At 44.5% G+C, this 13,350-nt stretch carries 7 protein-coding genes; 2 read left to right on the top strand and 5 right to left on the bottom strand.

The features are described 5' to 3' along the window. Window positions 1–686 precede the first annotated feature (686 nt). The 3 genes from hxlAB to METBU_RS0103940 all read right to left on the bottom strand — a co-directional run bounded on the left by hxlAB (window position 687) and on the right by METBU_RS0103940 (window position 4,285). Entirely contained in the window at window positions 687–1,862 is a 1,176-nt protein-coding gene (gene hxlAB / locus METBU_RS0103955; RefSeq protein WP_017839392.1) for a bifunctional 3-hexulose-6-phosphate synthase/6-phospho-3-hexuloisomerase, read from the bottom strand. 251 nt (window positions 1,863–2,113) lie between these two features. Next, on the bottom strand, window positions 2,114–2,302 hold the full coding sequence (locus METBU_RS0103945; protein ID WP_017839390.1) for a hypothetical protein: 189 nt from the start codon (window positions 2,300–2,302) through the stop codon (window positions 2,114–2,116). Between the two features lie 273 nt (window positions 2,303–2,575). Then, window positions 2,576–4,285 (bottom strand): proline--tRNA ligase, encoded by a 1,710-nt coding sequence (locus tag METBU_RS0103940; RefSeq protein ID WP_017839389.1) that lies wholly within the window; start codon window positions 4,283–4,285, stop codon window positions 2,576–2,578. 145 nt (window positions 4,286–4,430) lie between these two features. Between METBU_RS0103940 and METBU_RS25115 the strand changes: the two genes are divergently transcribed. Beyond that, complete coding sequence (locus tag METBU_RS25115) at window positions 4,431–7,625, top strand: bifunctional diguanylate cyclase/phosphodiesterase (RefSeq protein ID WP_017839387.1); 3,195 nt, start codon at window positions 4,431–4,433, stop codon at window positions 7,623–7,625. Between the two features lie 520 nt (window positions 7,626–8,145). Here the strand turns inward: METBU_RS25115 and METBU_RS0103925 are convergent. Together METBU_RS0103925 and METBU_RS23215 are read right to left on the bottom strand one after the other, a co-directional pair. Continuing rightward, complete coding sequence (locus METBU_RS0103925; protein WP_017839386.1) at window positions 8,146–8,940, bottom strand: c-type cytochrome; 795 nt, start codon at window positions 8,938–8,940, stop codon at window positions 8,146–8,148. After that, window positions 8,933–11,515 (bottom strand): ATP-binding protein, encoded by a 2,583-nt coding sequence (locus tag METBU_RS23215; RefSeq protein ID WP_017839385.1) that lies wholly within the window; start codon window positions 11,513–11,515, stop codon window positions 8,933–8,935. The genes METBU_RS0103925 and METBU_RS23215 overlap by 8 nt, the downstream gene beginning before the upstream one ends. A gap of 458 nt (window positions 11,516–11,973) precedes the next feature. On the opposite strand from METBU_RS23215, the gene METBU_RS0103915 reads away from it, so the two are divergent. Further along, window positions 11,974–13,281, top strand: coding sequence for a YhjD/YihY/BrkB family envelope integrity protein (locus METBU_RS0103915; RefSeq protein ID WP_017839384.1), 1,308 nt, complete (start codon window positions 11,974–11,976; stop codon window positions 13,279–13,281). Window positions 13,282–13,350: the final 69 nt, after the last annotated feature.

Here is a 13,350-nt window from a genome sequence, read left to right as displayed (position 1 = left end):
AAAATGACTTGGCGATTATTGCCTTCGGCGGCCCCGATTCGCCCTGCGTCCGTGCCACTACGCCACATCATCGTATACTCGATGCGGCTCCGTAGCACTCCCACAAATGGCTTTACGCCGTGTCGCGATGCCTTGTATTTTGCCTCCGCCTGCGCTATTCGCGCAGACTCCGGCAAAACACCCGGCGCTACGGCTATCGGGGACTAAAAATCTTCACTTCGCTAACGCTCCGTTTCCAAGATTTTCAGCGAACGATTTCTAGGCAATCGAAAAGTAAGGAGAGTTTGGGGCGTCTTTCGGCAGTATACCCATCGCACTTCAAATTTCGGCATTGACGCATGGAGGCGCTGGGGTGTTCGGCAAAGGCTTTGACAGCAGGGATGCTGTCACAGAGCCTACATGGACGTATTCACGGCGTCCTGTCAAGCGAGTTACCGAACCGCCGCAAAGCGTATACTTGTAGAAGTTATTTTGTGCATATTCCTAATTTCGTGCCTTTCGTGAACTTACCGCCGTTTTTAGATCGAGCGATCACTATTAAGGCGTCATGAAATTGATGTGCTTCATAGAGAAAGCACCGGAATTGACAAACACGGTTAATTGCCTAATCGAGAGCCCGGATTCGGATATTGCATGACAGGCACTTCAGTGTGCCGCGATCTCGGCAGTCGTTACGGTCGCGAGATTTATTCCAGGTTCGCATGTCTCGATCTCATTTCTTCCTCCGGAATGCCTTTTTCGTGGATGACATGAGAGATGGTCGCTTCCAAAAATGCCAATGTGGAAAGTTCGAAAACCGTACCCATCGGCATACCGACAACCTTGCCATACTGTTCCGGGCTGCCGACTCTAAACACGGCATCGGCCATGTCGCCGATTGTCGACTCGCTTTTCGCCGAAATCAGTACGATTTTTGCGCCAATCTCGCGAGCACGTTTAGTGAATGCGACCAACTGCTCGGTTTCGCCGGAACCGGAAATAATAATAAGCAAATCGCCTTGTTTGATGCTGGGTGTAACGATTTCACCGACTACACTGGTATCGTAACCGCTATGCATCAATCGCATCGCGAAAAAGCGGCCAATCAAGCCCGACCGTCCCGCGCCTGAGACAAAAATTCGGCGAGCTTGATCGAGCATGTTCGTCAGTTTTCTATCATAAGAGTCATCGGTCGCATATAAGACATCCGAAATCTTATCGACGACAAATTCACGATGCGTGCCCTTGCTATTGACCAAGCGTTGAATTTTTCGAGCGGCATTGGCTGGAGATGGCGCGCCGGTAATCGCGCCGCCTACGACAATTATGTCAACTCCGGCCTCAACAACATCGCGCACAGTTTCGGGCTTGATACCGCCGGCAACTGATACTCGAGTGTTTAACCCCAAGCGCAATAAATCTTGTAAATCCGCAAAGGGTGTCTGTCCGGCCGCCTGGGCGTCGATGCCGGTATGAATGCCGATAATTTGCGCGCCGGCCGCCACGGCTTCCTCAGCGCAACTCGCTTTATCCTCGACGTTAATCAAATCGACTTGAACTTCGGCATTATATTTTTTTGCCGCGCTGATAACGCCTTTGATAGTTGAAATTCCGGATGTTCCAAGTACCGTGCAGATATCGGCACCGGCTTCGTAGAATGGGCTGGCTTCGTATTCACCGGCATCCATCGTTTTAAGATCGACCAGCAGCAATTTATCGGGAAATCTGCGTTTAATTTCCTTGACCAATTCAAGCCCGTTAAACTTGATACAGGGTGTACCGATTTCAATGATATCGACATAAGGGGCCGCTTGCGAAGCAAGTTCCAGGGTTTTGTCGAAATCCAAAGAATCTAGTGCCAATTGAATCAATGGTTTTGCCATTTTATGCGCTCCTGATTAGTTATATTATTTATCACACAATAGCATTCGGTCAGAGCGGCACTCTAAAGCAGAAAAAGGATATCTGTCAATTTTCGAAAGACTCCGGCATCGAAAAAGCCAAGAATGAAGGAGATATAGCATTGATACAGCGGATTGAGGCCTGCATTAATATTCCAATGCTACTCGTAAATGAATCCTTCTAAGGAAGGTACTGGACCAATAAGAGTCCACAAGACAACTTTATAACAGACTCAGTTGCGATGATTAAGCAAGATTAAATGGGGAGAACGCTTTCTTTTGGTTTTTTGATAAATTTCGCTTGCCTCCATCATCATATGCCGGCACCAAGGACAAATTCTATCGTCGGGCCGGCTTTGTTCCGATGGTAAAATCTCATCGCCACAGCGTTCGCAAATGATCGGTCTTGGTAAAAATTTCATTTGAACTCATCCTTAAAAAATGTTGAGCACAGACTAACCTGAGTCCATGCTGTTTTTTTGTGACGAATTCACACTTTGGGTGCGATATTTACTAAAACCTTTAATTTATGTTGGTTATTTCACATTTCGATCATTGTTGCTTACAAGCGACTATCGTAGCTGCAATTCCTAATTGGGGAGTACTGGACGAAAATTTCGGCAGCAAGCACACCGCATTCTCAAAATGCAGCGATAATGCTCAATTTCAGAATCACCGCTATTCGTAGCGAATCATCAACTCAATTGTTGCAACAAAAAAGGTATTAATTCAACCATCGGCAATTCTTGGCTTTCACTCGCAGTCCGAGCCCGGTATTCGATCATGCCGGAGTCGAGACTGCGGTCGCCGATTACGACACGATGCGGAATACCGATCAATTCCATATCGGAAAACATGAAGCCAGCTCGGACTTTTCGATCATCGAATAACACCTCGATTCCGGCATCAAGTAGTTCTCGATACAGTTTTTCGGCAGCAACGCGCAAACGTTCCGACTTATGCATATTCATCGGGCACAAGGCCACTTGGAAAGGTGCCAATTGAGCCGGCCAGATAATGCCGTTGTCATCGTGGTTCTGCTCGATCGCCGCCGCAACAATGCGCGAAATGCCGATGCCGTAACAACCCATGATCATTGTCTGATTCTTACCGCCTTCATTGATAATGTCGGCTTTCATCGCTGAACTGTATTTCATACCCAGTTGAAAAATATGACCTACCTCGATACCTCGAGCAATAGTAATCGTGCCCTCCCCGTCCGGACTCGGATCGCCTTCGACCACGAGGCGTAAATCCTCGATTTGATCGGGCAAAGGAATATCCCGCTGCCAATTTACGCCACGGTAATGCTTGCCGTCTTGATTGGCTCCGCATACAAAATCGGACATCAATACGACACTACGATCCGCAATGATTTTAATTTTCAGACCGAAAGGACCGACCGAGCCGGGTTTTGCATTGCAAGCGGACAGCACTTGCTCTTCGTCGGCTAATTGCAACGGAGCTGCGATACCGAAAACTTTTTCGGCCTTGATCGCATTCAATTCATGATCGCCTCGTAATAACAAAGCGACTAACTCGTCTTCTTCGCCTTTGACGATCAAGGTTTTTAGGCAACTAGATTTGGCAATCCCGAAAAAAGCACTGACTTCGTCGATCGAATGTTGATCCGGAGTGTCCACTAGATTGAGCGATTCGGTAGCCGGCCCCCTGTCGCCTTCGGGCATTAACGCCTCGGCTTTTTCGATGTTTGCGGCATAATCGCTTTTCGTCGAAAAGGCAATCGCATCCTCTCCGGATTCGGCCAATACATGAAATTCGTGCGATACCGCGCCGCCGATCGATCCTGAATCGGCGATCACAGCCCTATATTGCAAACCGAAGCGGTTGAAGATATTGCTGTAGGCCTGATACATGACTTGATAGGTTTCTTGAAGGGATTCTTGATCGAGATGAAAAGAATAAGCGTCCTTCATAACGAATTCCCGAGAACGCATCACGCCGAATCGAGGACGAATTTCGTCGCGGAATTTGGTTTGGATTTGATAATAGATGATTGGCAACTGCTTATAACTTTTAATCTCATGCCTGGCTAAATCGGTAATGATTTCCTCATGCGTGGGTCCCAAACAAAAGTCTCGTTGGTGACGGTCTTGTAAGCGAGCCAGTTCGGGTCCATACTGTTCCCAGCGCCCCGTCTCCTGCCACAACTCGGCGGGTTGCAGGGCCGGCATCAAGACTTCTAGTGCACCGGCTTTTTCCATCTCCTCGCGGGTAATCTTTTCGACTTTCCGCATGACTCTAAGCCCTAGCGGTAACCAGGTATAAAGACCGGCGGCTAATTTGCGAATTAAGCCCGCACGAATCATGAGTTTATGACTGGCGATTTCGGCATCCGAAGGCGTTTCTTTGACGGTATTGAGAGGAAATTGAGAGGTGCGCATGTCTATGACTAAAATGTTAAAATGCTTATTCTACCGATTAAACACCGCCAAAGTCATCACATCATCGACATCCGGTTTTCTGATATCATTCCGCATGGATTGTTTACCGGCGATCGAACAACACTAAAGCGAAGGACAACTCACCTTGAATTATAGAACCTCCGTTAACTCGACTTTAAGTCGTATTGCATTAACGGCTTTACTGTTTTATTTTGCGGGACAATTGGCATTACCGCTATCCTTGCCGCCCAGTTACGCAACAGCAATCTGGCCGCCGGCCGGTATCGGCTTCGCGGCAACGTTGCTCTGGGGAAACAAAGTATTACCGGCTATTTTTTTGGCTGAATTAGCCATCCATTATGAAGTCTACGATTTCATGACCTTATGGCAATCTCCCGGCCAACTCTTAATTTTTCTCAGCTCACCAGTCAACAGCGTGCTTAGGGCTTGGACCGGAGCCTTCTTGGTAAAAAAAATCGTAGGCTACCCAAACCCTTTGATTTCCGCTAAAGAAATCATGCTGTTTTTTTTCTTATCCGGTCCGGTCGCCACATTTATACCGGCCTTATTAAGCGTTTATGCATTGGTTGAAACCGGTGTCATCGTCGAATCGGATTTCGGATTCGGATTCCTGACCTGGTGGCTCGGAGATTGCATCGGTATCGTGGTTTTCACACCTTTGTTCTTGACGATTTTTGAACCTTCCTTACAAAGCCGCACGAAACGCTGGTTACCGTTATGCACCGCCTTAATAGTAGGTTTAGCCTTAGTCGCAATTTCTTACTTAATGGCTCATCAACGAGAAGGACTGCGCCTACGGGAAATCATCGAAAACAAGGCGGAAACGATACAATACGCTTTAGAAGACAATTACAAGGCACATGCAAATACCTTATCGCTTTACCACTCATTAATCGGTTCGAACGATACGATTGACTATCAATCGTTACAAATTTTTTCGGACTGGGTTTTCAACACCTACCCAGGCGTTCCTTATATTGAATGGTTAGAGACTTCGAAAGCAAGTCAAGATAAAACGACATGGACAATCAAGTATTCGACTAAAAAGTATTTCGATGACTTCCAGCCTATCTCGGAAAAACGCCACCAAGAGATCGTGTTAGCACTGGAGCCTCAAGCAACAACCGATCGAAGCTCTAAAATATTGGCATTTGGAAACAGTTCCAGGCAGTTTTTTATCTATACGCCTTTTTTCGAGACCGAGCAGACCTTGAAGGGCTATATTATCGAGGCTTTCGATATTGAACGTTTTATTGAAGACGCCTTAGTTCGAAAAAGCATTGAATATATCAATATTAGGCTTTTCGAAAAAACATCCGATGGAGAACAACAATGGTTGTTTCCGTTAGAGCCTAAGCGCGCCATACCGGATCCGTTTGCCATCACCACGTTAAAACCGCTCAATATCGGCGGGCAATCCTGGTTCATTCAAGTTTCGCCGGATTTAGGTTTTCTTGGAAATTATTATTCCTGGCCGGTTTGGGGTATTTTGGCCGGAGGGATGTTGCTGACCAGTTTAATGGGTATCGGTTTTTTGATTGTCACCGGACAAACCGAGTTAATCCTAGTCGAAGTGGAAAAGCGCACGCATGATCTTAATCAAAGCAATCGAAAACTACGACTTAGCGAAGAGCAATTACGCTTGGCAGCAACAGCCTTCGAAACCCAAGAAGGGATTATGATTACCGATAAAAAAGGCAGGATTTTAAGGGTCAATAACGCTCACACTGAAATCACCGGTTATTCCAGCGAGGAAGTGATTGGTAAAATTCCCTCGGTTTTAAGCTCCATACATCATAATCGTGATTGTTTCGATGAATTTTGGAAGCAATTAGCTAGTCAAGGACAGTATGAAGGCGAGATCTGGAATCGGCGAAAGAATGGAGAAGTCTATCCGGAATGGCAGACCGTTACCGCCGTTAAAAACGAAGCCGGCGAAATCACCCATTTTGTGTCAATTTTTTCAGATATCACCGAAAAAAAAGAAAATGAATCACGCATACACAATCTGGCTTTCTACGATCCCTTAACCAACTTGCCCAATCGACGCTTGTTAATCAATCGTCTCGAAAAAGAAATTGCTATCGCCAAACGACATGGCCATTTCGGCGCCGTGATATTCATGGATCTGGATCATTTTAAATTTCTGAATGACTCGCTAGGCCACCATGTCGGCGACGAATTACTCATTCAAGTAGCCAATCGCTTGCAATCGGTCGTACGAGATGAAGATACTGCTGCCCGATTAGGCGGCGACGAGTTTATCGTACTTATTAATTGTAATGCCAAAAACCTATCGGAAGCCGCCGATCACGCACTAACGGTCGCAGAAAAAATTAATGCTAAAATCAACGAACCGTTTCTACTTAATGCATTCCAACATCAACTCTCGCCCAGTATGGGTATTACCTTATTTCCGGATAATGACGATAATCCCGACCGGATTCTGCAACAAGCCGATACGGCGATGTATCGATCTAAAGCTTCCGGCCGTAATAGCATCAGCTTTTTTCATCCGAGCATGCAAGAAGCTGCCGATCTGCGCATTAAAATGGAAAACGAGCTTCGAGAAGCGATCGATCAAGGTCATTTCGTTTTAAATTACCAAGCGCAGTTTGGCGCCAAAAACGAGATTATAGGAGCCGAAGCTTTAATTAGATGGCAACATCCCCAAAAAGGCCTGATCCCACCTGTTGAGTTCATCAAAATTGCCGAAGAATCTCGCTTGATTTTACAGTTAGGGCGCTGGGTAATCATGGAGGCGTGCCTGCAAATCCAATCATGGCAACAAAATGGTTTAATTGTGCCGCGTATTGCAATCAATGTAAGTTCGAATCAATTCAGACAAAGCAACTTTGTCGATCAAATAGAACATTCTCTGAAGGTTAGCGGCATTACGCCCGATTGTTTAGAGATAGAATTAACAGAACACGTTGTTATCGATAATATCGAAGATACCATTGAAAAAATGAAAGCCTTGAAAGTGCTGGGCCTATCGATTTCGATCGACGACTTCGGCACCGGTTATTCCTCGCTTGCTTACTTGAAACAACTTCCGTTGAATCAATTAAAAATAGACAAAAGTTTTGTTCGAGACATTTCCACCGACCCGAACGATGCGATCATCGTCGAAACAATGATCGACATGGCTAAACATTTAGGCTTGACGATGATTGCCGAAGGTGTGGAAACGGCCGAGCAATTGGCATTTCTGAAGAGTAAAGGCTGTACCGGGTTCCAAGGCTACTATTTTAGTCATCCGGTAACGGCAGACCAATTTGCCGAACTCTTGTCGGAACAATCTCCGCAAGTAATATGATAAAAAATTCGGCAAGAAATACGCGTTTTTTACTAGATGCTTTGATAAATAGGGCATACATTCGGCGCCGGGATGCCCGTCATAGGACGCCGTGAATACGTCCATGTAGGCTCTATGCCAGCTCCATGCTGGCAAAGCCTTTGCGGAGCGCCATGGATGGCGTGAATGTCGATTTTGCATTACGCCATGGATGGCGTGTATTAGGGCAATGCAGGAGCAATTGCCGAGGAGCAATAATCGACCGGACACCCAGGCGCCTCCTCAGGCACTGCCGAATTTTGAAGTGCGAAAGGTATAAACCATAATCAATGATTTTTTGTAACTATTCAGCGCATGCGGTAGGTTGGTGTCAGGCATTGATTTCTAAGGACGCGTGGATACATCCCTGTAAGCTCTGACTGCAACGTCCTGTTGCAGACAGCCTTATAAATCAATGCCTGACACCTTCTCATACATGACTTATGCTGAATAATTACGATTTTTTATCATGAATCTCATGGTGAATAGACTTGGCTGTGACTCATTTTGTACCGGCTTTTTCATTTTTCATATGTTTTAGATAATTGACAATCGCCTCCGCTTTTTGCCGATCAAGAATCTTTTCAAAAGACGGCATTTTAGTACCCGATCGGTAAGCTGGGGCGTTAAGAATAAAACCGGCCAACTCCGCCTCGATAAAATATTCGGTAATGTTTTTCGGAATATTGAGTTCCGGCCCGACTTGACCGCCGGACAAATTAACCGAATGACAACGAATACAATAAGTCGAAAACAAATTAAAACCGGTACGAATAGCATCTGTTTTTTTGGCCGGCGCCGCCGCGCCGAAATAAGTCGATGCCGGTTGCAGCGAAATCGATGCCAATTGGAACGGCCATGGATAGCGCCATTTGTCTAGCCCTTGCGTAGGCCAAACTAAATAAAACGGCGCCGGCGTTGTGGTTTCTTTTCCGAATTTGAAAGTCAGCCATTTTTGCCCCGAAGGCGCTTCGGTATCGCGAAACGCAATATAGCCATGCTCCGACATTGCGTCCGCCAACGCCATAGAAACGCTGTAACCATCTTTGGCAACAAACACGACCACACTATCTTTAGCTGCTAAATCGGTTTTAGAAAACTGACTCAAAACTTGCGCTAATGGAATCGCTTCGTATTCTTTAGCGGTTTTATAAACCGGATCTTTCTCGATTTGAATGCGCTTTGCCGCACTAAGGTCGATGCCGGCAAGCTCGATTGTCGGCCACTCATCCGCAGATACCGAATGCGATATAAAAATTGTGATCAGTAAAAATAAAAAAAACTTTAAGCTAGTCATAATCGAAACAGTGGATTAGTTGGTTTAATTGTTTGGTATCGATAGGCTTCGTTAGATAATGATCGAAACCGGCATCGAGCGCTTCTCTAATTGTTTGTCGATCGGCATAAGCACTAATTGCGATCAATTGAATATCATTGTTTTCTTGTCTGAGCAATCTTACCAGTTCGATTCCGTTCATAACAGGCATATTCAGATCAATAAAAGCGACTTTGTAATGATATTTGTGGATCATATTCAAGGCGTCGACTCCGTTGTCTACGCAGTCGACTGCACAATCTTGCTTCAACAATAACTGTTTCAGCAGTATTAAATTAATTTCATTATCATCCGCAATTAAAATCTGTAATTTACCGAAATGCTTATTGTAAGGAATAACTAAACCGGAAGTTTTAGAGGCTTTTGTAGAATCGGTTTTCAGCGGTAAATTCACTGTAAAAACACTACCGCTCCCCTGCTCGCTTTGCACCGAAATACTGCCTTGCATGAGCTTGATCAACTCCTTGCATATAGCCAAACCAATGCCAATACCTTCCTTGTAAAGCCCCTTTCCTCTTAATTGAATAAAAGGGGAAAAAATCAAGTTGAGATGCTCGTTAGCTATGCCGCATCCGGTATCCGCTACCGTAATAATCAACTGGTCGTTTTGATAATCCGTCGTTAATGTAACGCGTCCGCGATCGGTGTATTTAATTGCGTTATCCAATAAATTAGCAATTATTTGACGCAAGCGTTTTTGATCGCCATGAAGAAATTGCGGCAAACTATGCTGATTATGAACAAACGCTAATTGTTTATCAGCGGCCTTTAACCTAAATAATTCGACAATATCATTGATTAAACTTACAAGATCAAAGCGTTCTACCACAAACTTAGTTTTATTATTCTCAATCGCGGCAATATCAAGAATATCGTTAATTAGCGTTAATAAGTCCTCGCTACAATGACTGATGATATTGATTTGCTGCTTTTGTGCTTTAGGAATTTCCGGCGATTTTTGCAATAATTGTGCGAAACCCATGATACCGTTCAACGGTGTGCGCAGCTCATGACTAATTTTTGCCAAAAACTGATTCTTCGCTTCATTCGCGGTTTCAGCCGCCTGTTTGGCACTCAACAATTCCGCAGTCCTTTCACTGACGACCAATTCTGTTTTGACATGCCGACCGGTTAGCATTAACAACCCGGCACCAAGCAAACTGGTAAATAACAGACCGCTTATCAAAAACCACCACATCGGCCAATGAAAATGGGCGTAAATCGAGCTATGGTCTTGATAAAAATAAAACTGCCATTCTTGATTGCCTAATAACAACGAATATTTACGAAAATTATTATGCAAATGATCCTTGGTATTACTGTAAATAATGCTATAACCGGATTCGGAATCGGAACCGGTTATAGCAAGGTAAACGCCTCTTGTATTAAGCCCCTTAAATGTCTGTCGAATCATGCTTTCGGTAGAAACCGTACTTGCTAAGATGCCTATAGGAGTTTGCGGGGTTTCCTTCTTTGACCGATAAATCGGTAACAGGAAATGAATATGTCCCTTAGCGGGCTCAATAATTGCTTTTACCAATGAATCGAAACTTTGAACACGAGCAAATTGATCAAGCCGCCGTTCCGATAATTCGAGCGCCACCGAAATTGACTCATCTCGATGCTCGCTATAGACTGGAAGCAATTTTAAGCGTGTCTTCTCTTTTATGCGGTAACGCTGCCAGCTGATCGATTGTATTTCAGGAAATTCATCAAAACCATGCCGAGCCGCCAATTTAAAATCATTAGGCCCAACAGCATTGTCGCCGATAAAAAGATTGCCGGTTGCATAAACAATATGCTGATGCTGCTTGATTCGATGCTTAAGCGCCTCGGCTAACATTAGCGATTGATTTTCGAAATCTAGATCGTGCTGTTTACGATCGAGTTTTTGCACATAAAAGAAAAAACCGATAATCAGCATAAAACTTAACAATAAAGGAATTCCGACAGGAAAAAAGCGTTTACGCCAAACCGACTTAGGGTTGGCAAAAACAATCAGTAGCAATGGCGTAAACACAAAAACGCCGATACTGTCTCCAACCCATTTGATAAACCAATTGATGGGGATTTCCGAAGGCCCGAGGACTCCGCTCAGCGTGAGCGCTGCAATATCCAATGTTGCAGGAATCGAACAGCTAACCGGCCCACCGAATAACAAAAAAAGAATGATATGCTTATCTTCCAGCAAAACGCTGGGAAACCCGACAATACGACCGATTAAATAACGACCGGTTAAAGCGCTAACCGAAGCGCCGCTTGCCGAGATTAAGGAAACGGCCAACATATTGTCGTCGAAACCGAATGTCTGAGCGGAAATAAAAAAATTGCCGATAAAGATTCCTGGCCAAACCCGGTAACCTAAAAGTAAAAGCAATCCTAGCGCAATGCCTGCGGAAGGCCAAACCGCGCTTGCTGTACTGGGAGGTAGAGCCAATTCGAGGCCGAGTAGTCCAAATACAAAATAGAGGAGTCCAACCGGTATAATCAGCGAAACGGATTGGCCTAAATCGGCAAGAGATAATCGTAATCTCATTTTTTGTTTACAGGACTTGATTTTTTTGTGTTTAATTAAAAAAAGTATTACGACTCGGGCCTAACAATTCACGGCGTCTTTTGTAATATGGTACCTAAAAAGCGTTGTAACTATCCATTCCCCTGGCAATTATCGTTCCCACGCTCTGCGTCACTGCCATTAAGTTAAGCCGTTCGTGGTGAGCCTGTCGAACCATGGACGGCTTAACTTATCGACCCAGGATTTTTCCATTCACCCTTCGACAGGCTCAGGGCGAACGGAAAAATCCTTAACTTAATGGCAATGACGCTCTGCGTGGAAACAATAGGGGGAGATGAATAATTACAAAGGGTTAGATAGTTATAGCTTCGACCGCGAAAAATGTAAGCGTTAATGTAAGGATTCAATTAAGGATTTCGTCTAACGAATATCGTTGCTCTTTTAATTTTAACTCATATCATAAATACCCCCCTAATCCATTGAACATCATCAAATTTATTAACGAAGACGTCTGGAGAATTCAAGAGCAGTCATTGAATCGCTATGAAGCATACGGATTGCATGCCTTGAAAATCATATTGTTATCTTCAAAAGGCTTCATTCGTGACCTTTGTATACTCCGTTCCTCGGCTTTGGCTCTTTATACGCTATTAACGATCGTACCTGTTTTTGCAATGCTGTTCGGCGTCGCCAAGGGCTTTGGTTTTGAACGAATTCTAAAAGAAAAATTACTGGAGCAAGTCCCGGAACACGATACGATGATCGTGCAAATAATCGGTTTTGCCGAAAATATGCTGGAAACTGCCCAAGGCGGCGTCGTAGCGGGGATTGGGGTAATTTTTTTGTTTTTTACGGTGATCAAGGTTATCGTCTTCATTGAAGAATCCTTCAATGCAATCTGGAAAATCGACAGCGGTCGTCCGCTGAACCGTAAACTCAGCGATTATTTGTCCTTGATGTTTCTCGCTCCGATTTTACTCATCATTTCCAGTGGCATTACGGTTTTTTTGAAAACCCATCTTGCTTGGTTACTGGGCGTCATGCATTTACCCGATTTCGGCGCCAATCTGGTGTTGCAGCTATTAGGTCTGTCTCCATTGGTTATCATGTCGGCGTTATTATCGTTCATATATATTTATATTCCGAATCATAAAGTCAAATTAAAACCCGGATTAATCGCAGGCATTTTGGCCGCTATTGCCTATCAGACTTTTCAATGGGCCTATCTCACCTTGCAATTCGGCGTCTCGGAATATAACGCGATATATGGCAGTTTTGCGGCCTTGCCGCTATTTATCCTATCGTTACAGATCGGCTGGATGATTGTACTGTTCGGCTGCGAAATCGCTTTTTATATACAAAACTTTACCGAGTTCAAGGAAGATCAAAAATACAGCGAGCCGAGCATTGTGATACAAAAGGCCTCAGCATTAAAAATGATGCAATTGATAGTTCATGCATTTACCGAAGAAGCGCCGCCTTTGACAGAAGGCGAAATCAGTAAGCGACTCAGGCTTCCGATTTCAGTTGTTAGTACTGTTTTAAAGAAGTTGAAAAATGGCGGTATCATTATTGAGCTAAACCGGGAGGAAGACGACGAGACGGTATTCCTACCCGCGGTCGACAGTCGCCGGCTTGATGTAGCCCGTGTCATCAAAACGCTAGAACAATATGGTCAGCACAAACTACCGGACATTCAAGGTATCGAAGATTGCTTAAAGTTGATCGAGGAATCCGAAAAGTTGCTTGAATCCAGTCAAATCAATACATTAGTCAAGGATATTTAAGTAGTAAAAACGTTTTCCTGGCAATCTTGTCGTCTTTTGACTATGATTTTTCCAAAACCCATCACTACA

Source organism: Methylotuvimicrobium buryatense 5G (assembly GCF_000341735.1).
In the GTDB taxonomy this organism is placed as follows: Bacteria; Pseudomonadota; Gammaproteobacteria; order Methylococcales; family Methylomonadaceae; genus Methylotuvimicrobium; species Methylotuvimicrobium buryatense.
Note: the sequence above shows the minus strand (reverse complement) of the source record. Positions and strands in the feature narration are given on the sequence as shown.

Bases quoted from the DNA above. Each gene is read 5' to 3' on its own strand.
- hxlAB (WP_017839392.1), bottom strand. From the start codon at position 1,862: ATGGCAAAACCATTGATTCAATTGGCACTAGATTCTTTGGATTTCGAC.
- METBU_RS0103945 (WP_017839390.1), bottom strand. From the start codon at position 2,302: ATGAAATTTTTACCAAGACCGATCATTTGCGAACGCTGTGGCGATGAG.
- METBU_RS0103940 (WP_017839389.1), bottom strand. From the start codon at position 4,285: ATGCGCACCTCTCAATTTCCTCTCAATACCGTCAAAGAAACGCCTTCG.
- METBU_RS0103925 (WP_017839386.1), bottom strand. From the start codon at position 8,940: ATGACTAGCTTAAAGTTTTTTTTATTTTTACTGATCACAATTTTTATA.
- METBU_RS23215 (WP_017839385.1), bottom strand. From the start codon at position 11,515: ATGAGATTACGATTATCTCTTGCCGATTTAGGCCAATCCGTTTCGCTG.